We start from the raw sequence: 24,371 nt of genomic DNA on the forward strand, positions 1-24,371 counted from the left end.
GGGGTCAAGACCACGTTATGCTCGTTGGCTAATAATACGATAGCTTGCACTTGCTCGGTCGATTTTGGAAAAACAATGGCAGAGGCGGCGGGCGCAAAATGTTTGGTCCAGTCTTTGCCCCAGTGCTCTAGGCTCTCGCTATCGGTTTTGATTTGGCTCTCTTCAAATTGATGGGTCTGACGTAAAGCCTGTAAAATAGCTTGCACCGCGGCAGTATTAACAGCAGTTTGCAAGCTTGGCTCATTAACCAGCGCTTGCTCTGCAGCATGAGTACGCTCATGTGCTGGTTGGTTTTCGATAACAGATTCGTTCATAATAGTCTCGGCTATTTAGCAGTAGCAATAGATAAGGGTGGTGAGATGAGATAAGGCTAATATTAGCACATCAGAGGGCCATATCTAAGCAGATGCGAGACTCAAACCGTCATTATTAACCAAAACGATGATGACTTATTCCTGTTATTCCCTAACATCCTTGGGTAATTTTGTGTAATATAAGCGCATTGTTTTTATTCATCATAAGTGAGTGATAACACAAGAGGGCGTCGCTTTCACTTTTTTAACGGTGATAGTTTTAGACCGATACTAGAGTCAGGGCAAACTACTGGCATGAGTTTTGGCAGCTTCTGTGAGAGCAGTACGCTAAAAAAGGCATATCAGTAGCGTAGTATTATCTTTGAAAAAAGTCGAGCAGATACACGGCTCAAACCCTACTTGTCAACTCATAGCTCACTTAACAAATCATAGGAAAGATTTCGTATGGCATTATCATTACAAAAAGATAAAATTCGTTTTCTATTACTAGAAGGCTTGCATGAAAACGCTCTAAAAGTACTGGAAGGGGCGGGTTATAGCAACATCGAATACTTAAGCCACGCGCTCGATGAAGAGGAGCTGATCGAAAAAATCAAAGATGCACACTTCATCGGCATTCGTTCACGTACGCAGCTCACGCGTCACGTATTAGAAAAAGCCGAAAAACTCATCGGTATCGGCTGCTTTTGTATTGGTACCAACCAAGTCGATCTAGATGCGGCACGTGAGATGGGTATTCCGGTTTTCAACGCCCCTTATTCCAATACGCGCTCAGTGGCTGAGCTAGTCTTAGCCGAAGCCATCATGCTGTATCGCGGTATTCCTGAAAAGAATGCTACCGTCCATCGCGGCGGCTGGGGCAAGTCTGCCAAAGACTCACATGAAGTGCGCGGTAAGACCATCGGTATCGTCGGCTACGGCTCTATCGGCTCGCAGCTATCCGTACTAGCCGAAAGCTTCGGTATGAAAGTCATCTATCATGATGTGGTAACGAAGCTACCATTAGGTAACGCGGTACAAGTCGGCAGCTTAAACGAGCTACTCTCAACGGCAGATATCGTCACTTTGCACGTCCCTGATGTACCAAGCACGCGCTATATGATGGGCGCTGAACAGTTCGCACAGATGAAAGAAGGCAGCTACTTTATCAATGCCGCCCGCGGTACTTGCGTCGAGATCGACGATCTTGCCGCAGTCATCGAGTCCGGTAAAGTGCTCGGCGCGGCGATCGATGTGTTCCCAAAAGAGCCGAAGTCTGCCGATCAAGAGTTCGAATCACCGCTACGTAAGTTCGATAATGTCATTTTGACACCGCATATTGGCGGCTCCACGCAAGAAGCGCAAGAAAATATCGGTCTAGAAGTCGCTGAGAAATTTGTAAAATACTCAGACCAAGGTGATACCGCGACAGCGGTCAACTTCCCAGAAGTTTCCATACCGTTCAAAGAAGGCTCGCATCGTCTGCTGCATATTCATAAAAACGTACCAGGCGTCCTCTCGCAAATCAACCGCCTATTCGCAGAAGCAAACATCAATATCTTAGCGCAGAGTCTAATGACCGAAGGCGATGTTGGCTATTTGGTAATGGATGTCGATTATAACGACTCAAATGCTGCTCTTGATCAGCTCAAAGATGTCGAAGAGACTATTCGCGTACGTATCTTATTCTAATTGAATAGTTAAGATTTGGATAAAAAAAGAGACGCTATTAATCATAGCGTCTCTTTTTTTACAAGCACAATCTTTTAGGTCATGTTACTTAGCTTTATTGGCCTCATCGGCCTGACGACGAGCTTCCTCTTTTGCCATTTTACGTTTTTCCATCACTTCTTTGACTTCGCTACCGATGTGCGCTTCGCCGCGCATTGAAGCCAGTTGCATTTGATACTCGCGTTCGCGGAAACGCGCTTTTTGCTCATCGGTCGCCTTGCCAATACAATGTGGGCAAGACTCGCCTTTGCTATAAGCGGGGCTTTGCATATCCTCAGCAGTGATCGGCATACGGCAAGCAAAACACTGCTCATAATCGCCTTTTTCCAGATTATGATTGACCGAGACGCGGTTATCAAATACGAAACAGTCGCCTTGCCACATCGTTTCGCTGGCAGGCACTTCCTCTAAATACTTTAAGATGCCGCCTTCTAAATGATAAACCTCTTCAAAACCTTGCTCGCGCATATAAGCGGTAGATTTTTCGCAGCGGATACCACCAGTACAGAACATCGCTACTTTTTTATGTTTAGCAGGATCGAGCTCTTTTGCGACGTATTCTGGGAACTCACGGAAAGTCTCCGTGTTTGGATTAACGGCATTTTCAAAGGTGCCGATTTGCACTTCATAGTCGTTACGCGTGTCGATAAGAATCACTTCTGGGTCAGAGATGAGCGCATTCCAATCCTTGGGTTTGACGTAGCGTCCAACCGACTGCAAAGGGTCGATACCTTCGACGCCCATGGTGACGATCTCTTTTTTTAGCTTAACTTTAGTGCGATAAAAGGGCTGCTCGCTAGTATAAGACTCTTTAAAGGTAAAGCTGCCAAGCGCTTCGATACTACGCAGATAATCAAGCACATTATCGATACCTTGACGGCTGCCTGAAATCGTCCCGTTGATACCTTCACTAGCAATCAGTAACGTACCTTTGACGTCGTTTTTCAGCAGGGTATCCAAGATAGGCTGACGATAGTTTTGATAGTCATCAAAGCGGGTAAACTTATAGAGGGCAGCGACGACGATATTGTTGATTTCGCTATCGTAGGCGGGTGCTGATGTTGCAGTTGGGTTGTTGGTGCTCATGCGGGTCTCCTGCGGGCTAGGACGTAAACCTAGTGCATTGATTCATTTAGGATAGCTATCTAATACTAGCAATAACACTAACCTGATTGTGGAATTGGTTAGCGCGGGCGTAGTGTAGCAAATTTGGCTCAAGTTTTGAATATTTTATTGCTGATATAGTCAGTTTGCAGTAAAACTATTAGTTATAAATTTTGCTTGCGTGCTGTTATTATTCGACGCTGCATAACTGTTATTCAAAAGAAACATCGCAGCAGCGCTACGTCATTTTTGAAGGGTATCGACTATACTGTGACTCAAGTTCTAAATAAGGCTTAAGAATAAAAAATCCAGCATCTAAGCTGGATTCTCTGTTTTGAATTAAGTCCCTACCACATCAAATCATCTGGAATCACATACGCCGCGTATGGATCATCTTCTTCCATCTCATTCTCGGACTTATCATTCGACACCACGATGAAGCCCTCTAACTTAGCATTGATACGGTCAGCAAGCGGTCGCGGCAGTAGTGCGTAGTCGTCTTCTAAACGCGCGATGACTACGTGACCGGCGACAATTTGCTCGTAGAGCTTCTGCGTGGTGTAAATCTTCTTAATCTTAGAGTCATCGACGAACTGATAGCTGACCTCGCCATCGGTCTCGGTGATTTGATGCTGCTTTATCATCTGAATGATATTGGCGCGTAGGGTTTTTTCTTCTAACTGCTGCTGCTTTTGCTGATTGAGCTTGAGATCTTTTTCAGCTTTTTGAGCTTGCGCGGCGGCTAGCGCTTTTTTGCTTTCAGTAGCCGCAGCGTCGCCAGTTCGCTTGGCGTGCTGAGCTTGTTTGCTTATTTTTTTGGCTTTTTTATCGTCTACTAGACCTGCTTTTAGGAGCTGCGCTTGTAAGGCATTTTTGGCCATAATGGGATCACCTGCATAACGGTATTTGAATAAAGTATGGGCTAACAAAATATGTGTTAGCAAAAGATTCGCTAATAATAGGATAGATAGTAGCAAATTTCATCTATTGGCGTTAGTCATTAAGTGATGCTGAGCGCTAATTTTATAGCCATAAAAAATCCAGCACAAAGGCTGGATCTATTGGTAAACGATATCTGCGCTAAAGCTTACTTGCTTCATTGACGCCGATTTATTTACTCTGAAACCAAGTATCCGCTTGGCTACGGGCGCTTGCGATATCAGAAGAGGATAAGTTAAGCGCTAACTGACCGATTTTGCCGCGCGCTTTATTACGTACCTTCTCATCTAGCATGCCATCACGAGCCGCTAGGTCATACCACTTATAAGCATCAACTAGGTTTTTTTGCTTCTCATCGAGTAGCGCAAGCGTGTAGCTGGCACGGTTGTCGCCGCGCATGGCTGCTTTTTCTAACCATTTACGCGCCTGCTGGATGTTTGGCTGAACACCTTCACCGCGTAGATACATAATCGCTAGATTGAGCTGCGCAGGAGCAACGCCTTGCTCGGCAGCGCGGGTGTACCACTGGATCGCTTGCTGCGTGTTTTGCTTGACGCCTTGGCCTTTTTGTAGACGCTTGGCAAGATAGAACTGCGCGTGATCGCTACCTTGGGCAGCGCGAGCAGATAAATCACTAACTGACATTAGCTCAAAACGTGAGGTATCAAGCGGTACGTTTGAGATTAGCTCAGCATTGGCTAGGCCAGCACAAGAAAATAGAGCGGTGAATAAGGCAGCTTTTAAGAGTTTCATAGCGGCTCCAAAATAGGCAGTGAGTAATGAGTGAACAAACAATATCTTCGTTTGAGTAATACCGTTGTTGAATAAGTAATAAATAAATATGCTTGAGCTTATCTTAGTGTGGCGGCTGGGGTAAAGTCCTTTTTAGCCATATCGCTTATACTAAAGCGCCAGATAAACGGTCGAAAATGGGTTGTGATTGACAATATTTTGTAAGCTTAACACTCAAAGTTACGAAACTCAAATACTAATTACCTACTTTTACCACAGTTCAGCGCCGCAGGAAGCCAATAAAATCATAGAGTTACATTAGCGTGACTTATTGCCACAAGTCTATAACCAACTTTGTAACCTTATTTATTCCCATTTTATGAGAGTTACGGCGCTTAGTTATTACTACTGTCTTTAAATTTATTAAATACTTTAGGCTTTAGTCACTCGGTAAATAGCCACATCCGCTAGCAAATTTGGCGCTTGGCGGACTAAGGTCGACATAAGGGGCGCATAGCCTTTTTCAGAGTCGCTCACTGCGAAACGGTTAAGAATACGAATATCATGCTTGGCGCACAGCTGCTCGAAGTCTTTAAAGGTACACAGGTGAATGTTTGGAGTGTTATACCACTCGTAAGGTAGCGCCTCTGAGACCGGCATCATGCCTTTAAGACCCAAATGAATACGGTTCTGCCAATGAGCAAAGTTGGGAAAGGTAATCACTGCTTCACGGCCAACGCGGAGCATATCGAGTAGCAGCTCATCAGGGTTTTTAACAGCTTGTAGCGCTCGCGCCATGACGACTGTATCGAAGCTGCCATCTGCGAAGCGCTCAAGGCCATCATTGAGATCTTGCTCAACGATGGATAAACCTTTGCCGATGGCTTCATTGATTTTGTGCTCATCGATCTCAATGCCATAGCCACTGACGCCAAGCTGCTGCTGTAAGTGTGCGAGCAGCTCGCCGTTACCGCAGCCTAAGTCTAAAATGTGCGAGCGTGGGGCAATCCAGCGCTCAGCGAGTTGATAATCCATTCTCACAATTGCGCTCCTTTTGAGTGATGATCAGTCTGTGGTTTGCCAGTAGTCTTATGCTCGGTAATAAACGGCGCGGTCAAAAAGCCTCTAATAGCGCCCATATAACGCGGAATATCGAAAAGAAAAGAATCGTGGCCATGCGGAGCGTCGATATTGGTATAGCTGACCGGCTTACCCGTCGCCATAAGTGCATCGACAATCTCTTGCGAGCGCTCAGGAGCGAAGCGCCAATCGGTGGTGAATGAAACGATCAAATACTGGCACTGGGCATGAGCAAAGGCAGTCTTTAAATCGCTGAGTTCAACAGAATCTTCTACCACAGCTGCTTCTTTGACCTCTTCTTCAGCGTCTGCTATCACCTGATCGATACTTTGTTTTTTAGCTTTATTACCATTCAGCGCTTGCTGCTCAATTTGCGATAGATAGCCGCGCGTGGGGTCAAAATAATCTAAGGCTTTGGTCATCAGCAGATAGGTATTGGCATCGAAATTTTTACTAAATCTTTCGCCTTGATAACGTAAGTAGCTCTCGACCTGAAACTCGACATCGTAGCCGTACATAAACTTGCCGGACTTTAGGTCGCGGCCGAATTTGGCTTTCATTGCATCGTCGGTCAGATAGGTGATATGGCCTACCATCCGCGCCAGTATTAGACCGCGCTTAGGATAAGTGCCTGCTTGCAGGTAACGTCCGTCCATAAAGTCAGGATCTGACAAGATAGACTGGCGTGCCACTTCGTTAAAGGCGATATTCTGCGCGGAGAGCTTAGGGGTACAAGCGATGACCACGCAGCGCTTGAGACGATCAGGGTAGTCCACTGACCATTGCAGTGCTTGCATACCGCCCATTGAGCCGCCGACGATAGCGTGCCAGATATCAATGCCTAAGCGATCAGAAAGCATCGCTTGGGTTTTGACCCAATCTTTGATGGTAATCAGCGGAAAGTCGGGGCCATAGGCTTGTTCGTCATCGCTATCAGGATTGAGGGTAGTCGGACCCGTAGACCCGAAGCAGCTACCGATATTATTGACACAGACCACATAGAACTGATTGGTATCGATGGCTTTATTAGGGCCAATCATATTATCCCACCAGCCGGCTTTTTTATCGTCCTCCTTATAGTAGCCAGCAGCATGATGACTGCCAGATAAGGCGTGACAGATCAAAATAGCGTTCGATTTGTCTACATTTAAACTGCCGTAAGTCTCATAGACCAAGTCAAATGAGGGTAAGGTGCGATTGCACTCCAAAGTCAACGGCTCAGAGAAATGCATAGTCTCAGGAATGACTAATCCTACTGAGCGCTGCCAGTCAAAGGACTCATCAAAGTCATTATCAGTAGGAACGTTATTGGTATCAGGACGTGCGCTCAAAGCTACCTCGCAAGATGACGTTTTTTATAGGGGCAGATAAAGCGCTATGCTCTATCGCCAATGCTGTCTATTGTATGGCGATGCGCGTGCGAGTACAACCTTCATTAGTAGGGTTTATCAGCATAAGGCACCAAAGGGCAGACAAGCTATATTTCTCCTGCGTTTTTGAGCGATAAAATGCTACACTAAGCAAAATTAAAACCATTTATTTTTTTAAGTATAGCTTAAGATACTTAAGCAAGTTTATCGAATACCTTATCAAACCCTTCCTAAACTCTATTCAAATAATGGGCTGCTATGAAACCTAAACTGCCTCCCCGTATTGCTGTTTTATTGATTAACCTAGGTACACCAGACGCACCGACTGCGCCTGCTGTGCGTCGTTATTTACGTCAGTTTTTATCCGACCCGCGCGTCATAGAAATACCTAAGTTCTTATGGGTGATTATCCTTAACTTATTTGTATTACCCAGTCGGCCTAAGCGCGTAGCAGAGGCATATGCCAGTATTTGGGATGGTGACTCGCCCATGCGCAATATCTTAAATGAACAAGTCGCGAAGCTTGAACCGCGACTGGTCAAAGGTGCCGCGCCTTATCGAGTCTCAGTGCATTCTGCAATGAGTTACGGTAATCCCGGCCTGCCTGCGGTGATGGATGAATTGCGCGCGGAAGGCGTCGATCATTTTGTATTGTTGCCGGTGTTTCCGCAGTATTCAGCGACTTCCTCAGGGGCGGTGTATGACGCTATCAATAAGTGGGCGCTTAAGCAGCGTAATTTGCCCAATTATACGATCGTCAAAGACTACTTCGCCCATCCGCTTTATATCAAGGCATTGGCCGATAGTATTCGCCGTTTTCAAGCTAAGCATGGCAAGCCTGAAAAGCTAATGTTTAGCTTTCACGGCATACCGCAGCCCTACGCTGATAAAGGAGATCCTTATCCTAAACGCTGTAAATGTACTGCCGCGCAAGTGGCGCATGAATTGGGGTTAGGGGACGATGAGTGGGTCATCAGTTTTCAGTCGCGCTTTGGTAAGCAAGAATGGGTTAAGCCTTATACCGATGTGGTGTTAGACGACTGGGCAAAGTCTGGCGTCAAGTCGGTACAGATTATCAGCCCTGCGTTTTCGGCAGATTGCCTAGAAACGCTAGAGGAGCTAGCGATTGAGAACCGTGATAACTTTATTGAGGCCGGTGGGCAGGAGTATCACTATATTCCAGCGCTGAATATGGATGAAGCGCATATCGATCTGTTGGAGGCGATGAGTGCGCCGCTGGTTAGAGGCTGGGCAGGCACCCTTGAGGGCTGGGTATAAGCGGTTTTGACGAAAAGCTATCTGCTCAGTGATTAATAGTTGAGTCCAAAAAAAACACGCTTTATAAAGCGTGTTTTTTGTGAGTAGTGCTAATGATAAGTTAGCTTATTGGCTACTAGATTAATAATTAATCAACTAAAAATCGTCATCGTTACTACGTTCGGCAGCTTCTTTATCAGCAATGTCGACTATGTTAGGATAATTGTCATCATCTAAATTATCTTGCACTAACACGTTATCGACAGTGGCTTCATCGACGTTTTGACGATGCATAGGCGTTAGACCCTGAGTGGCATCGGTACCGACTTCTGAGTTATCGAACCCGGCACTATTATCAATCACATCATCATTATCAAAAGTGTGCATCATAGTATTATCTATGTCGACGCGCTGACTGCCTTGCTCGCTATCAGTGATATTATCATCGCCTTCGATATGATCCATCTCTTTAGGGATTGGGGTTTTTGAGTTATCCATAGCAGCTTCCTTATTGTCATTATTAAAATTTTTTGTTAATAGCTATCTTAGCTAAGAGCTATTAAGTATTGATGCTAATATTTTGACTGTTTAAGCAGCCTAGCGCTAGTAGGAAGCTGTCACAGCATGTCAAAAAATGTAAGATGATAACTAATTGTCAGAATGATAGATAGATGAGTGAAGATATTGAATAAAATCAAGCTAATCAGTGTCGCCTTCAATAGCGCGAGGCTCAAAGCTATAGTGTCTAATAGCGCGGTTATTGTAGTGAGCTTAGCTAGTTTAAGCGCTTGTGATGGGCTCTTTACTGATAGTGATCAAGCCGATAAAAACAGTCCCAGTCTTGAGCAGATCGCAAAACCAGCGTCAATCATCGATGCTAAATTGCCCGTGCCATCTAACATTATAGAGTGTACGCAACTAACACCAGGTCAAGCCCTAACGATTAAAGGTCATAGTGTATTGAGTCAAGGTTGTGACTTAAGCGCTAAATCAGTGCGTTTCGTACTCGATAGCTCACACAGCTCTCTGGACTGTCAAGGCGCTATGTTAAGTACTGCTACAGGTGTTGAGTCAAAAGCTAGCGCTATCACTATTCAGCCAAGGGCAGCTGCCGCTATTGAAGATATCGCGGTCGCTAATTGTCACATTGAGGGCTATGGTCATGCTTTACACATCCGCCAATTTAGCAATCCGAATCAGCGTTATCTGAAAGGATTGACAGAAGCTGCAGCTAATCGCGCTTTGGCACCACAAGACATACGTATTATCAATATCAGTAGCTTAAACAGTATAAACAGCGGCATCTTCGTCGGTGATCATGTACAACAGGTCAGCTTCGATAGTATCCGCGTACAAAATGCTGGCACGGTTGGCTTATATTTAGAATTCGGCAGCCGTAACAATGTCATTGAAAATTCAGTATTTATCGGTAATGGTTTTCGCACTTTCAAGCCCAATCGCGAGGCGATAGCGGTAGACTCATCGAGCCATAATCGTATTGAAAATAACACCTTTATTCATAACGGTGCAGGCAGTATCCTCTTATACCGCAATTGTTTTGAGCACGCTGATGATGCGTCGCGTAGCAATCACTTTAAACGCACCCAGTCAAGCCGGAACAACATCATAGCTAACAACACCTTCCGTGATGAGACCGTTGGCGTCTGGATAGCTTCGAGGCAATCACGCAATCTGAAAGGTTTTGACTGCGGCGCTTACTTAATTAAGCAAACACTATTTGCCAGTTATCATTTAGATAGCGCCAAAGACAATGCCATTATTAATAATAGCTTCGAGCAAGTTGAACAAGGCATTGTTGTAGAGGATGATGGCACACGCATTCGTAATAATAGCTTTGCCGACAATGTCGCAATACCGATAACGGTAGGGTCTGAGATCCGCGAAGACAGCGCGGCGGGCGCTGTTAGTGATACGCTTATTGAGAACAATAGCTTTGGTAATAAATCAGTAGCACAAGCGATAAAGGTGCGCGCGGCGAGCAAAACGGCTACCGAAATTCGCTAGCCGCTATTTATTCGCTAATCTTTAAAAGCTATTTTGCGCCAATCTTTTTATTAATAAAGCGGATAACAGAGTCAGGTGTCACCTGCGAAGTGGTTTGCAAGATCTTGGCAGGTAAGCCAATAGGATAGTGTGTTTTTGAAATTTTACGATTAGCGCTGATGCTTAATTTGCATAGCTTTTTGGCGACATCATCGACAGTCAAGTTGATTCCTAAACGATCGATACTCGTCACTTCGATGTCTTTGGTCATATCGGATTTGACCCAAAGTGGCATCACATCCATAACCTTAATACCTAAGTCAGCATACTCGACATTGAGCGCTTCAGTCAGGCCGCGTACGAAGAACTTACTGGCAGAATAAGGCGCGACCTCAGACTGTCCATAAATAGCAGAGGCAGAAGATAGGTTGATAATCTTACCAGCGGTGCTTTGCTCTAAATAAGGCACGGCTTTATGACAACCGATTAAGACCCCTTTGCAGTTGATATCGACCAGTGATAACTGCTTGTCTAAGTCAGTAGTTGGCAGTACACCGCTGACGAGCACACCGGCATTGTTGATAAGCACATCGATACCGCCAAAATTATTGACCATGTGCTCGATAGCGTTATCCCAAGAGTCTGTCTGGGTCACATCCAAATCACCTGTGATCACACGCTGGTTTTTATTGGCTTTTTTGAACGCTTTTTGCTTGATAGCGTGCGATAGCTCATGAGTATCGATATCGAATAATCCAACGCAGTGGCCTTTAGCAGCCAAACGCTTAGCCGTAGCTAGACCGATACCACGTGAAGCGCCAGTGATTAATACATTCATAACCTATCCTTATAGAATTAAAGTGAGGAAGTATTTATTATTAGGGTGGTCATATTGCCGTGCTGACCAATAAGCTAGAATAACTGAAGGCGAGTATGGAATGCTAGATGGTATCCGTAACAAATGTTTTAGGCGCTTTTAGATGAGTTTAAGAAAAACAGAGCGTATCTAGAATGCATAGGTAGCAGATATAAGCAGTTGGAAATAAAAATGACATAAGTTCAAAAGCGATACTGCTACAAACTTCCTTTGCTTGCTGTGCGCTTCGCACTATTCGATGCTGCAAAACTGTATTTTAAAACAAAGCATCCCAGGATCGCTATAACACTTTTAAATTGAACCTACTATAGCGAGTTGGCAGTTACATATTGCTCATTAGACCTTATGGAGGTTGACTATTAGAAGCGAACTATGAGCTGGTGGTTTTATCAAGTTTTAGGGTTCGCTCTGAGCAAGTATCGAAATCTGATAACCTAAATGACCATAAATAGGCGAGGGCAAGGCCATAAATAGTAAGCTCAGCCAGCTCCTCAACGACTATTCCTAAAGCATGGGGGAAGACGATCGCATTCTCGCCCATATATTGTAGCAATGCCAAAACAGCCACGCTCAAATATAAAGATAGCGAAGTGTGCTTTAACACTTGCCATAAGTAGCGCCATGCATAACCCAAAAAGCCTACAGTTAAAAGATAAATAAGCAAAAGCACGCTATCTTCCCACCAGTCGTAAGAATGACTTAAAAATAAGAAATTTTTGGGAACAAATAAGTCTGGCAAATGATTGAGCTCGCGACGAATCACAGTAAAAAACACCAAAACTGCGGCTAACCAAAAATAATAACCCTGTTTGATATGACTCTGCAGCGCATAGCGTCCAGAACGTAGTAAGCAGAGGACTAAGACGATAACACTAACGGTTTCGATGATGCCATTTTCAGAAAAGATAATCGGCTCCTAACCTAAAATAGATAATCATAAGAAATAAAAAAGTGAGCCTAAGCTCACTTTTTAAATTATATTAGCTCATATCAACCTAGTAAGATGGTTAGTATAACTAGCATAAAGCGTCATTATAATACTTGCTGATATGACATACTATTGATAACTATGACTAATTCATCAATTATTCATATTGATATTTTTAATATTAATAGCAGCAACATTCAAAAGTAGCGATATTAATGCGCCTCATCCCAATTCTCGCCAATCCCAGTTTCAACCAATAACGGCACCGCAAAATCAACCTCCCAGCCCATGCTTTTTGCTGTATTTCGCAGCACATCTTGCATAGCATCAGTAATCAGCTGAGCAATCTCATCAGCTTTATCGCTATCGACCTCGAACACTAGCTCATCATGGACTTGTAGCAGCATTTTAGCTTGCTCTTTAGGTAGCACTCTATCAACAGCTATCATCGCAAGCTTAATCAGATCAGCGGCGGAGCCTTGTAGCGGCGCATTAATAGCGGCGCGCTCTGCGGCTTGTTTGACCATACGGTTGTTATTATTGATATCAGGCGTATAAAGCTTACGCCCAAGGATGGTCTCAATATAGCCGCGTTCATAGGCGCTTGCGCGCGTGTCTATCATGTATTGCTTGACGCTAGGATAGCGATCGAAGTACATATCGATATAGTCTTGCGCCTCGCCTCGGCTCATCTGTAATTGTTTGGCCAGACCAAAAGCGCTCATACCATATAATAGCCCAAAGTTAATGGCTTTAGCATTGCGGCGCTCGGTGGCGCTAACCTCATCAACCGCTTTGCCGAGCACTTCAGCCGCTGTAGCGGTGTGAATATCTAAGCCTTCATTAAAGGCGCGAGTTAAGTTGGCATCGCCTGAGAAATGTGCCATCAGTCGCAGCTCAATTTGTGAGTAATCGGCAGCAAGTAACACGCGACCCTCTGGCGCGATAAAGGCTTGACGGATCAGCCTTCCTGTCTTAGTACGGATCGGGATGTTTTGTAGATTCGGATCAGTGGAAGACAAGCGGCCCGTGCTCGTCAGCGCTTGATGATAGCTAGTATGGACGCGATCGGTGTCCTTATCCGCTACTGCATCTAGAGAGTCAGTGTAGGTATTTTTGAGTTTCGATAAGCCGCGGTATTCAAGGGTAATCTCTGCTAGCGGATGGTCAATTTTGGAGAGTATCGCCTCACCTGTTGAGTATTGCCCCGATTTGGTTTTTTTACCACCGATGACGCCAAGCTTCTCAAATAGCACCTCGCCTAACTGCTTGGGCGAGCCTAAATTGAACTCCTCGCCTGCGATGTCATAAGCTTGTGCCTCAAGCGCAATGATTTCTTCGTCAAAACGCTTGGATAGCTCATTTAAGAACGAGCGTTTGATTAAGATGCCGTTTGCTTCCATCTGACAAAGAATCTCAGCGGTTGGAATCTCAAGCTCATTGAGCAGTCGAATGTTATTGTCGTCATCGGCTAAGGTATCGCTGAACACTTCAAACAACTGATAAGTGATATCAGCATCTTCACAAGCATAGTCGCTCGCGATATCGATAGCCACCTGATCGAAAGTGACCTGCTTTGCGCCTTTACCGGCCACGTCTTCATAACTGATGGTTTGCGTTTGCAGGTAGTGCCGCGCTAGATCATCCATACCGTGACGAGTGATCGCCGCATTAATCACGTAGCTGGCAAGCATAGTATCCATCGCCCAATTATTATGCGTGGCGTGAATATCACCTACTAGGTCAATATCGTAATGACTCAAAATATGCGCATCATACTTTAAATGCTGACCGATTTTACCAATTTTTGAGTTTTCTAATATCGGCTTGAGACGCGCTAGTACGGTATCGCGATCAAGCTGCTTAGTGGTTAGCTCGTCATCCTCTAAGCGATGCGTCAGCGGTACATAATAAGCCTCATGGGCTTGCACAGCAAAGGATAGACCGACGATCTCAGCCTCGCGCCAGTAGATGCTCGTGGTTTCGGTATCGAGCACAAAATGCGGTGCCGCCTCTAATTGCACAACCAAGCTCTCAAAGGCGGGCATGTCGAGGATAGTATGCCAAGCCTTGTCATGGCTTTTGCTGTCTTTGATGTTTTCAATCGCAGTGGACTGTAGCGATTTGGCGACTTGGGCTTGTGATTCGCTATTTGCCTGCGCCTCCGCCACACTTTGCGCGCCTTGCCCATTAGCGTTGGCAGGATGATTAGGATGATCTAGCGATGCCAGCTCATTTTTAAACTCAAGCTCAGTGTATAACTCACGCAGCTCATCGATATGGGCGCAAGGATCAGTATTGATTTTTAGGTCATTCCAGTCATGACCGATATCTAAATCGGTGATGATAGTCGCCAGCTGCGCATTCAATGGAATGTCGTCGGCGTGTTCGATTAAGCCTTTTGCGCCGCGACCTTTAATGAAGCCAATGTGCTTGAGCATATTATCGATATCGCCGTATTCAACGAGCAAGTCTTTGGCGGTCTTTTTACCGATACCAGGCACACCTTTGATACCGTCAGAGGTATCGCCCATCAGCGTCAAATAATCAATCATCTGCGCCGGTTTGATGCCGAGCTTATCCATGACGCCTTGGGTGTCGGTAATTTTGCCAGTAAAACTATCTTCTAATATCACCGCATCATTGACCAGTTGCATCATGTCTTTATCTCCGGTAGAGATGACCACATGATGCCCTTGCGCCACCGCGCGATAAGCCATTGTTCCGATGATATCATCCGCTTCTGCGCCTTCGATACGCAGCAAGGGAATACCTAAGGCGGTGACTAAACGATGGATATAGGGGATTTGCTCAACCAGTTCGGCATCGATAGGCGGACGTCCAGCTTTGTATTCTTCTGACATTCTATGGCGAAACGTCGGCGATTTAGTATCAAAACATACTGCCATATGGGTCGGATGATAGCGGCGCATCAGCTTGAGCAGCGCGTTCAACGTGCCGCGTATGGCGTTAGTCGTTAGCCCCTGCGTGTTTTGCATAGTTTTAGGTAGCGCATGATAAGTGCGAAACAGATAGTACGAGCCATCGACTAAGATAAAAGGCGGCTGATCTTTGTCCACCTTACTAGTGTCCATGGTCGCCACGTTAGGCATAGTGTCAAAATTAGGCAAGGTATCAGGGTCGATAGGCGAGTGGGAGTTGTGATCGTTGTCTTTTGTATGAGCAGTCATAAAGAGTCACTTATTAGAAGTTATCAAAATTTAGCAGGTATTAAAATATAGTATGACCATATTATAACGATAAAATAAGCGCGTGCCGAATGGCTTAAAAGTTATCAGCTTCATACATAAAAAAAGAACGCTATGAGCACAGTAAATGCTGATAACGTTCTAATCTTTTATGCTCTAAAATATTTCACAATATAAAGTAGCGTTTAGCTTTATTTGACTTCAGAGGTTACTTCCATCTCAATATTGCCTTTAGTGGCTTTTGAATAAGGACATACTTCATTGGCTTTTTCTACGAGTTTTTGGAAGTCCTCAGCTGAGATGTCAGTACTGTCGGCAATAACATGAATCTTGACCGCTAAACGGTAATCATGAGCATCGCCTTGCATGAGGTCGACAGTGGTCTCAGTGGTAGAGCCAAAGCTAGCTTTTTCCATCTTTTTAACGACACCTAAAGCGCTATCAAAACAAGCAGCATAGCCCATCGCTAATAATTGTTCAGGATTATTGCCTTCCATATTACCGCCAGGAGGAGCCATATTGATTTTTAGATCGCTGTCATCTAGTGAAGCATTACCAGTGCGGCCACCAGTGACTGTTGCTTTAGTTGAATATAGAGTTTTCATACCTTGTCCTTTTTTTGAGTTTTTATTAATGGCTTTATATATAGAAGCTACTAGTACAAGTAACCTTTATCACTTACTTAGCATAGCAAGGTTTGCATAAAACGTTATATAAAGGTAGTAAATCTATACTGTGAATTTGTAAGCATAACTGCACAATAAACATGAGGCGTACAAGCAGTGCCTATGAATAGTCATAACAGTGCTGTAAAATTCTGAGGATAAACTAACGATGTAAGCGCCATAAATTAGCCAAGTGCAAGACTATTTCGATAAAAGGATACTTTGCCATGAAAAAAATAATGATTCCTACGATCATGATGCTATTAGCCGCCGTTATCAGTGGCTGCGGTGATGATGAAGATTCGATTTATGGCTCAGGAAACAGTAATGAGCTGACAGTGATTCAGTTCGACAAAAGTATCGATCGGCAAACCGGTAGAGAAGCGATTGCTCGTATCGAAACTGAGTATAGTAATGGCGAACGCGATATCGATGTCACTAACATCGTAGGTAATTTTAATAGCCAAAATGTCGATAACTTGGATAATTCGGTAGTACTGGCAGACAACTTCGAGGGAAGCTTAGAAGATCGTTATATCGAGGTGAATGGTCGAACGGTGAAACGACCCATATATGAGAAAAACAATAACAATAAATTTGATTATCAGACGTTCTATAGGACGCTGAATCTAGCAGGGGTCAATGTCTTTAGTTATCGGTCAGGCAACGGCTTAAATACTGCTCGAGGTATCTTTACTGCTTTAAACACTTATCCTAGTATTGGCAATAATGCGCCTAGCACGCTTACTTTTCCTAACGGCTCTGTTTGCTATATACCAGTGACCACTAGCGACCGCTCATTTTTTGTTTTTAACAATAAAGATAAAACCAATTATTCAGATCTTAATGATTGGATAGACGCAGCAGAAGATCGCTTCAATGATAATAGAGACTTTAGAACCTCTGAGCGGTCTATCGGTGCAAGTAATAGTAACCCGGCAGCGCAAGTAACATTTTTTGCGATTAATCATGATCCTGAGTATCTGTATAATGGCGTAGATTATGAGGGCGCTATTTATGAGACGAATTTTATCGATAAAGACGCCTCGCGTCCAAATGAAGATAGCGTTCGCGGAGTAGTCGATTGCACCTTAGTCAATGAAGTCGCTGCTGACTTTATCGAAGATCAAATTGATAGGTACTACTAAGCTTTAATGATATTAAGCTTTCGTACTGTTAGACTCGTGTGCTGTGTGCCTGCTATTGTTTTGTAAATACTGTTTTGGTCAGCTAAGTGCTATCAGCCGCCTAAATAATGATAAGTCATACTAACCAACACGCTTTAGCTGTTATCTAAAGCGTGTTTTTTTTGCGCGAGTTCAGCACCTTAAGACGAAATCGGCTACAATACGCGCATTATTTTATTTATTAGATTGAATGATCAATCAACACTATTGAAGCCAAAAATTATGAGCGTAGATCCAAAAGTTTTACAAAAGCAAGTCGCCAAACGCCGCACTTTCGCTATCATCTCGCATCCCGATGCCGGTAAGACCACTATGACCGAAAAGCTATTGCTTTGGGGTCAGGCGATTCAGGTCGCAGGCGAGGTCAAAGGACGCAAAACCGACCGTCATGCTACATCCGATTGGATGAGTATGGAGCAAGAGCGCGGTATCTCTATCACCACCTCCGTCATGCAGTTTCCTTATAAAGAGCATATGGTCAATCTGCTTGATACCCCAGGTCACGCTGACTTCTCGGAAGATACGTATCGTACTCTAACGGCCGTCGATAGCGCGCTGATGATGGTCGATGGCGCTAAAGGCGTGGAGGAGCGAACCATCAAGCTGATGGAAGTCTGCCGGATGCGCGATACGCCGATTATCTCTTTCGTTAACAAGCTCGATCGGCAGATTCGTGAGCCGCTTGACCTACTCAGTGAGATTGAATCCGTACTGAAAATCAAATGTATCCCGTTGACTTGGCCGATTGGGATGGGGCAGGATTTTGTAGGTGTCTATCATCTGACTGAAGACAAAACCTACCTTTATGAAAAAGGTCATGGCGGCGAGATTACCGTGTCGGAGACCCGCGAAGGTTATGATTATCCAGATATTCGTGAGCGCTTAGGTAAGCTGATGTTTGACGCATTCGAAGAGTCGCTTGAGCTAGTACAGATGGCGCTTGAGGACTTCGATGTTGAGGCGTTCTTAAAGGGGGAGATGACTCCTGTATTGTTCGGCACCGCTCTAGGCAACTTTGGTGTCAATATGGTGCTAGATACGCTAGTTAAATACTCGCCGCCGCCCAAAGCGCATCCGACTGAGCAGCGTGTCGTTTCGGCAACAGAGCCTAAGTTTTCCGGCTTTGTGTTCAAGATTCAGGCCAATATGGATCCGCGTCACCGTGACCGTATTGCTTTCTTGCGAGTGTGCTCTGGTAAGTACGAAAAGGGCATGAAAATGCGGCAAGTGCGTCTAGGTAAAGACGTACGGATTGCCGATGCCTTAACTTTTTTAGCCGGTGACCGCGAGGCGCTAGAAGAGGCGTATCCAGGCGATATTATCGGACTGCATAACCACGGTACTATATCGATTGGCGATAGCTTTACCGAAGGCGAGGAGCTGAATTTCACTGGTATTCCGCACTTTGCGCCAGAGCTATTTCGCCGAGTGGTGCTCAAAGATCCGCTTAAGTCTAAAGCGCTACAAAAGGGTTTGCAGCAGCTCTCAGAGGAAGGCGCAACACAAGTATTTATGCCGCAGATCAACAATGATCTAATCTTAGGCGCGGTCGGGGTCCTGCAGTTTGAGGTTGTCGCTCATCGTCTTAAAGAAGAGTACAAAGTACAATGCAGCTTTGAGCCGGTCTCTATCGCCACCGTACGCTGGATACATTGCGACGATGAAGTGGCACTGGCGAAGTTTAAGAAAAAAGCGCACGATCAGTTATCGATAGATGGTGGTGGTTATTTGACGTATTTAGCACCGTCGCGCGTGAATTTGCAACTAATGCAAGAGCGCTATCCGGAGATTACCTTTAGTAATACGCGTGAGCATTAATCGTTAGGCTATCATTTTGAGAGGCACGCTAGGCGTGTCTTTTTTTATGCCATCTTCGCTAATGGCTTGAGAGAAGTAGCTGAGCATTTAGTCGCTAGTGGCGCATAACCCTCAACACATTTTAAACAATGATTTGTTAACAGATACGCTATGATTATAGCCACTAATCATAATATCTCTTGATCGATAAGTCATTGGAGTCTACCGTGTCATCTGATTTATTAACTTCTAATAATAAAGCTCAGAGTAGTTATATAAAGCGCTCTGTGTTAGCGATTGCTACTGGTAGTTTATTGTCTATCAGCCTAGCGGCAAACGCCAGTAGTTTGATCAGTAGCACTGAATATCTAGACTATGAATTTCCAGTCAGCGTACAAGAGCAGTGCTATGAAAAAAATAATTGCCCAGAGATTGAGGTCAAATACCTAAACACTAACCAAGATTGGCTTAATGACATCGTTAATAAGCGCGTCAATAATATAGTTATCAATAGCAAAATGAGCGAGTCGCCAGTATCGCAAGCTACCGATAAAAAAACAGCTAAAACAGCTATTGATGATTTCGTCAAATCACAGTTTATGGATATGCCGGAAGAAGTGCGTTGGTCATACAGCTTGACGGTCACACCGGAATACTTAGGTCATGTTAAATTGGGTCAAGGAGAGGATTTAGAGTTGTTTAATATTAGCTCTTATGTCTTTACTGGCGGCGCTCACGGTATGCCTTTTAGTGAGTATCTAATATTTGATCCGGCAAACAAACAGCAAATAACTCTTGATAATATGATACAGACTGGTCAGCAGTCGCGTTTCAACGCCTTGGCCTATGACGCTTATAAATCTTGGGTCAAGTGGATAGATGAGGATGTCAAAAGTTATGAGCAGAACTGGCCTTTTGTCGCTAGTGAAGATGTGAGCTTGACCGATAAAGGCGTTAATATTCGTTATCAGCCTTATGCTATTGGCCCTTATGCTTATGGCATGCCGGTATTAACGATTCCGTATAGTAAACTTGCTGGTATCCTTAAACCGCGTTTTATGCCTAGCTCCTAAACATCGATCCTAAACCTCAATTGTCTTAATTTTCATTTTATCATTAGCACCTAATAACACTTATCAATAATAAGGAATGACCGCATGACAGACAATACAAAGCAATCGAATCCAGTAACTCCAGACGCTACGTCTGCTCGATCTAGCTCTGACAAGACTTGGCAGCTAACCGCGCTGACAGCAGCGCTTGGTGATCTGCAATTGAGCGTTAATGACAGCCTATCAGTAGGCCGTGGTAGCGATAACGATGTGGTGCTAGGCAGTAAAGCCGTTTCGCGTAACCACGCGGTTCTAAGTGTATTAAATGCTGAGCTTTATGTCAAAGATTTGGACTCCTCTAACGGTACTTTCGTCAACGAGCAGCGTATTGAAGCGAATAAGAGCGTGCTATTAACTGCGGAGGATAAGCTTGGCTTTGCTAGTTTTGAGTTTCAAGTGATGGCTTTAGCTACTGAGAATTTAGAGCAGAGCGCCACCGACCTAGCAGCTAAAAAGCCGGAAGAGCATGAACCAGAAGACATAGTAGGCTCAGTGCAAGAAGATCTAGACACTGCTCGCACGACGTCGAAGGAGCCGGCAACAGAGTCATCATTACCACCTGCCGCTGTTGAAGAGACACTAGTAGAAAGACCAGCTACAACCAGTGAGCCAGTAGCAATAGACACTAAATCAGAGCCTGTCGTAAAAGAAACGATCGTCGGTGAGGTGCTCGCGGCTAGTGCAGGCGAGGCCGCTATGTCCGCAGCTCCTGTAGAAGAAGATATTGTCGTCCCTACGCCCGCTGAAAATAAACCCCAAGACACGGTTATAGCAGATCCAGTAGCCAAAACATTAGTAGAAGAACCAGTCAATGAAGAACCAATGATAAAAGAGCCACTCGCTAAAGAGCCGGTAGTCGAAGCCCCCGTAGCCGAGCGTCAAAGTCCTGAACATGACAAAACAACCACCACGCCTCTACAAGAAGAAGCCGATCCAGACGTGCTACGCGCTAAGCAAGCGGCTACAGCGCAGTTCTCAGGAACGGCAAATCTAGGTCAGTCTCGCGACCTAGGAACGGCGGGTAATAATGCTATGGATCAAGCCGTAAACAATCCTGCCAATACAGCAGCGAGTGAGAAGAGAGCGAGCGGCGGTTGGTTTATCTGGGTATTTATTGCTCTTATCATTATCGGTATCGCGCTGTGGTTATTTAACATGGGCGGCGCGTAATTCGATTCGCTGACGGGCTGGTATTTAAAGTCCTATGATATGAGCAACTTTATTATCATGTTTTGTTATAATGGCGAGCCTAATATTGGCTCGCTTTTATTTAGCTGTCTGTTTAACCGTCACTGAAACTAGCGAGTTTTCTCGATTATCGCTGTGGTTTACTTTATCCTTGTTTATTAATACCGTGCTCAGAGATGTCTTATGATGACCTTCGAAGAATATAATACCTTAAAAAGCAAAGGTTTTAGCCATGCGCCGCTTGTCAAAAAGCGTTTGATGGACGCACAGACACCAGTTTCTGTGTTTTCAAAAGTGCGTGACTTGAGTGGTTCTGCTTATTTGTTTGAATCGGTAGTAGGCGGCGAGCGCTGGGCGCGGTTTTCGATGATTGGTCTCGGGAGCGATTTAATACTGCAGTACGCTGATGGTCAAATGACTATTAAGCAAGATGACCAAATCAGTGTGGACGCAGTAGATGCGCCATTCGATTATATTCGTAAGCTCATGGCCAATTATAAAATGCCAACCACTGATGATATCCCCTCATTACCCAGCTTCAGTGGCGGCCTAGTCGGCTATTTTGGTTATGATATGGTGCGAGTCATAGAGCCAAGTATTGGCGAATCAGATGCGCCCAATCCTATGACTTTACCAGACATGTGGCTGATGCTCTCGATGAGCGTGATTGTCTTTGATAATCTAGAAAACACGTTATCTATCATCGTTTATGCTGACTGTAGCGACGAAGATGGCTATGGCGCTGCCATTCGTGAGCTTGAAAGAATAGAAGATAAGCTCGCAGAGATGCCAGATCTGAGCGCTCCTATTATGCCAACGCCAAAGTTCGTCTCGCAAACTGGGCAAGATAAATACTGTAGTGATGTCAACAAAATCAAAGACTATATCTTTGCAGGCGACGTCATGCAAGTCGTCCCGGCGCAGCGTTTAACCGCTGATTATAAAGGCGATTCGCTAGCCGTATATCGCGCGCTTAGATTCCTTAATCCATCGCCTTATTTATTCTTAGTGCACGGTTATACTTTGGACGATCACAAGCGTTTTGACATTATTGGCGCCTCTCCTGAGATTTTGTCGCGGATTGAGGATGGCAAGGTCACGGTGCGTCCACTAGCCGGTACTCGTAAACGTGGTCAAGATGAGGCTGAGGATTTAGCGTTAGAGCAAGAGTTACTATCAGATACCAAAGAGATCGCTGAACACTTGATGCTTATCGATTTAGGCCGTAATGATATCGGCCGCGTCTGTGAGTATGGCAGCGTCAAAGTCACCGACAAAATGTTTATTGAGCGCTACTCACAAGTCATGCATATAGCCTCTAACGTTGAGGGCACTGTCTTGGCTGATAAAGATGCTTTGGATGTATTCTGTGCAACTTTCCCTGCAGGGACGCTGTCCGGCGCTCCCAAAATACGAGCAATGCAGATTATTGATGAAGTAGAGCCCGTACGTCGTACGGTATTTGGCGGCTCAGTCGGTTATCTAGGCTGGCATGGTAATATGGATACCGCGATTGCTATTCGCACTGCCGTCATGCGCCGCGGCAAAATCCATATTCAAGCTGGGGCAGGGGTAGTTGCTGACTCAGTGGCCGAGGCGGAGTGGGAAGAAACTAATAAAAAGGCCTTGGCACTCGTCAAAGCGGTAAAAATGGCTTGTGATGGCCTTAGGATTCGCTAAAACAAAGCTAAGATTAACGCTATAAAACATTGAGCCTTATAACGACTATTTATAACGTATAAAAAATACTAATATAATCAAAGCATTAATAATTAATTTGAAAAAGTTAGGAAAAAATCAAAAAAGGGCTTGCGTTCCAGCCGATATTTGATAGAATAGCCACCACTTTGAGAGAACAAGCCGACTTAGCTCAGTTGGTAGAGCAACTGACTTGTAATCAGTAGGTCGCCAGTTCGATCCCGGCAGTCGGCACCATCTCTTTCAAAGTCGCTTTTTATGAATTTGCTTTAGATTAAAGTAATTTTATATCAAGCAATCTAGGTGGGATTGGGGAGCGGTCAAACCCAACAGACTGTAAATCTGTCGCGAAAGCTTCGAAGGTTCGAATCCTTCTCCCACCACCATATTTTTAGTTTGTCACAGCACCAAAAGTACTCTAAAACCAATCAATATTTTGGTTCTATATAGAGCTATTGCGGGTGTGGTATAATGGTAACACCTTAGCCTTCCAAGCTAATGACGCGGGTTCGATTCCCGCCACCCGCTCCATATATGCGGTATTCATTGATCAAGCATTCACGGCAATATAAATAGCGAGCACCCATACATCACGACAGTCATCTATTATAGCTGTTTCGTGATATTTTTTTATATAACTGAGAGTTTTTTAGTTATTTAAGATAGGCTCATATAGCTCAGCGGTAGAGCACTCCCTTGGTAAGGGAGAGGTCTCGAGTTCAATTCTCGATATGAGCTCCATTTATTATTATAGTTGCCAAAGCTGCTTATCAATTGTTAGTATATAAAAAACCAGATAGTATGAGAGATACTATTAAGATATTCAATAGCATTATAAGAGTTATGCGAATATTAAAAAGTATAAAGCCTACTCAGTAAAATGATGATTCTAGGGTGACACTGAAGTGTTGCCTTTTAGTGCTGTCAGTAGCTTGATATTACTATAAAGTAGCTAAGATTAAGCATTATAGTTTATAATTACTTTTAGTCGCTAAAATATAGCTTCAACAATATATCGTCAACGGTTTGATGGTAGTGTCAGCAGAATGAATAGACATCGTGAACCGTCAAATATCTATTTACCGATCTTACTGTTTATCATTTTTTAAGCATAAAGATTCATCAATAAAAAGGATACACTCATGGCAAAGGCCAAGTTTGAACGCAACAAGCCCCACGTCAACGTCGGCACCATTGGAC

18 protein-coding genes, 4 tRNA genes and 1 pseudogene are annotated in these 24,371 nt (G+C 44.4%); 12 read left to right on the forward strand and 11 right to left on the reverse strand.

The window, feature by feature from the left end; genetic code table 11:
- Positions 1–314, reverse strand: a pseudogene (locus tag ACS8E3_RS12570) (FAD-binding oxidoreductase); the annotation flags it as partial.
- A 444-nt stretch (positions 315–758) separates the two neighbouring features.
- Between ACS8E3_RS12570 and serA the strand changes: the two are divergent.
- Positions 759–1,985 carry a phosphoglycerate dehydrogenase gene (gene serA, locus ACS8E3_RS12575; protein ID WP_439244633.1) on the forward strand — a complete coding sequence of 409 codons (1,227 nt, stop codon included), beginning with the start codon at positions 759–761 and terminating at the stop codon, positions 1,983–1,985.
- A gap of 84 nt (positions 1,986–2,069) precedes the next feature.
- Here serA and trhO read toward each other — a convergent pair whose 3' ends face one another.
- The 5 genes from trhO to metX all read right to left on the reverse strand — a co-directional run bounded on the left by trhO (position 2,070) and on the right by metX (position 7,111).
- Entirely contained in the window at positions 2,070–3,110 is a 1,041-nt protein-coding gene (gene trhO, locus ACS8E3_RS12580) for an oxygen-dependent tRNA uridine(34) hydroxylase TrhO (protein ID WP_439244635.1), read from the reverse strand.
- A 365-nt stretch (positions 3,111–3,475) separates the two neighbouring features.
- Positions 3,476–4,009 (reverse strand): DUF2058 domain-containing protein, encoded by a 534-nt coding sequence (locus ACS8E3_RS12585; RefSeq protein WP_439244637.1) that lies wholly within the window; start codon positions 4,007–4,009, stop codon positions 3,476–3,478.
- A 229-nt stretch (positions 4,010–4,238) separates the two neighbouring features.
- Complete coding sequence (locus ACS8E3_RS12590; RefSeq protein WP_201557960.1) at positions 4,239–4,820, reverse strand: tetratricopeptide repeat protein; 582 nt, start codon at positions 4,818–4,820, stop codon at positions 4,239–4,241.
- A 411-nt stretch (positions 4,821–5,231) separates the two neighbouring features.
- Positions 5,232–5,840 (reverse strand): methionine biosynthesis protein MetW, encoded by a 609-nt coding sequence (gene metW, locus ACS8E3_RS12595; protein ID WP_439244639.1) that lies wholly within the window; start codon positions 5,838–5,840, stop codon positions 5,232–5,234.
- A complete protein-coding gene (gene metX, locus ACS8E3_RS12600; RefSeq protein ID WP_439244657.1) occupies positions 5,837–7,111 on the reverse strand; it encodes a homoserine O-acetyltransferase MetX in 1,275 nt (424 codons plus the stop codon). Before metX ends, metW begins: the two co-directional genes overlap by 4 nt.
- A 396-nt stretch (positions 7,112–7,507) precedes the next feature.
- Between metX and hemH the strand changes: the two genes are divergently transcribed.
- Positions 7,508–8,527 carry a ferrochelatase gene (gene hemH, locus ACS8E3_RS12605; RefSeq protein WP_439244641.1) on the forward strand — a complete coding sequence of 340 codons (1,020 nt, stop codon included), beginning with the start codon at positions 7,508–7,510 and terminating at the stop codon, positions 8,525–8,527.
- 135 nt (positions 8,528–8,662) lie between these two features.
- On the opposite strand, the gene ACS8E3_RS12610 is transcribed toward hemH, so the two are convergent.
- Entirely contained in the window at positions 8,663–9,004 is a 342-nt protein-coding gene (locus ACS8E3_RS12610) for a hypothetical protein (protein ID WP_439244643.1), read from the reverse strand.
- 177 nt (positions 9,005–9,181) lie between these two features.
- Between ACS8E3_RS12610 and ACS8E3_RS12615 the strand changes: the two genes are divergently transcribed.
- On the forward strand, positions 9,182–10,531 hold the full coding sequence (locus ACS8E3_RS12615; RefSeq protein WP_439244644.1) for a right-handed parallel beta-helix repeat-containing protein: 1,350 nt from the start codon (positions 9,182–9,184) through the stop codon (positions 10,529–10,531).
- A gap of 28 nt (positions 10,532–10,559) precedes the next feature.
- On the opposite strand, the gene ACS8E3_RS12620 is transcribed toward ACS8E3_RS12615, so the two are convergent.
- From ACS8E3_RS12620 to ACS8E3_RS12635, 4 genes are all read right to left on the reverse strand, one after another.
- Complete coding sequence (locus ACS8E3_RS12620; RefSeq protein ID WP_439244646.1) at positions 10,560–11,348, reverse strand: SDR family oxidoreductase; 789 nt, start codon at positions 11,346–11,348, stop codon at positions 10,560–10,562.
- A 409-nt stretch (positions 11,349–11,757) separates the two neighbouring features.
- Positions 11,758–12,150 carry a hypothetical protein gene (locus tag ACS8E3_RS12625; RefSeq protein WP_439244648.1) on the reverse strand — a complete coding sequence of 131 codons (393 nt, stop codon included), beginning with the start codon at positions 12,148–12,150 and terminating at the stop codon, positions 11,758–11,760.
- A 377-nt stretch (positions 12,151–12,527) separates the two neighbouring features.
- On the reverse strand, positions 12,528–15,428 hold the full coding sequence (gene polA, locus ACS8E3_RS12630) for a DNA polymerase I (protein ID WP_439244659.1): 2,901 nt from the start codon (positions 15,426–15,428) through the stop codon (positions 12,528–12,530).
- Positions 15,429–15,715: 287 nt separating this feature from the next.
- Positions 15,716–16,129, reverse strand: a complete 414-nt coding sequence (locus tag ACS8E3_RS12635) for an Ohr family peroxiredoxin (protein WP_439244649.1) — start codon at positions 16,127–16,129, stop codon at positions 15,716–15,718.
- A gap of 287 nt (positions 16,130–16,416) precedes the next feature.
- Between ACS8E3_RS12635 and ACS8E3_RS12640 the strand changes: the two genes are divergently transcribed.
- The 9 genes from ACS8E3_RS12640 (at position 16,417) to ACS8E3_RS12680 (ending at position 23,912) form a co-directional block, all read left to right on the forward strand.
- Positions 16,417–17,337, forward strand: a complete 921-nt coding sequence (locus ACS8E3_RS12640) for a hypothetical protein (RefSeq protein WP_439244650.1) — start codon at positions 16,417–16,419, stop codon at positions 17,335–17,337.
- A 261-nt stretch (positions 17,338–17,598) separates the two neighbouring features.
- A complete protein-coding gene (locus tag ACS8E3_RS12645) occupies positions 17,599–19,194 on the forward strand; it encodes a peptide chain release factor 3 (RefSeq protein WP_439244651.1) in 1,596 nt (531 codons plus the stop codon).
- A 206-nt stretch (positions 19,195–19,400) separates the two neighbouring features.
- Positions 19,401–20,246, forward strand: a complete 846-nt coding sequence (locus ACS8E3_RS12650; RefSeq protein WP_439244652.1) for an RsiV family protein — start codon at positions 19,401–19,403, stop codon at positions 20,244–20,246.
- 84 nt (positions 20,247–20,330) lie between these two features.
- Entirely contained in the window at positions 20,331–21,455 is a 1,125-nt protein-coding gene (locus ACS8E3_RS12655; RefSeq protein ID WP_439244654.1) for an FHA domain-containing protein, read from the forward strand.
- A 201-nt stretch (positions 21,456–21,656) separates the two neighbouring features.
- Positions 21,657–23,153, forward strand: a complete 1,497-nt coding sequence (locus tag ACS8E3_RS12660) for an anthranilate synthase component I family protein (protein ID WP_439244656.1) — start codon at positions 21,657–21,659, stop codon at positions 23,151–23,153.
- Positions 23,154–23,332: 179 nt separating this feature from the next.
- A tRNA-Thr gene (locus ACS8E3_RS12665) sits at positions 23,333–23,408 on the forward strand.
- Positions 23,409–23,473: 65 nt separating this feature from the next.
- Positions 23,474–23,557 (forward strand) — tRNA-Tyr (locus ACS8E3_RS12670).
- A 71-nt stretch (positions 23,558–23,628) separates the two neighbouring features.
- Positions 23,629–23,702, forward strand: a tRNA-Gly gene (locus tag ACS8E3_RS12675).
- 135 nt (positions 23,703–23,837) lie between these two features.
- Positions 23,838–23,912 (forward strand) — tRNA-Thr (locus ACS8E3_RS12680).
- Positions 23,913–24,371 lie beyond the last annotated feature (459 nt).

Source organism: Psychrobacter sp. 2Y5, assembly GCF_051847375.1.
In the GTDB taxonomy this organism is placed as follows: domain Bacteria; phylum Pseudomonadota; class Gammaproteobacteria; order Pseudomonadales; family Moraxellaceae; genus Psychrobacter.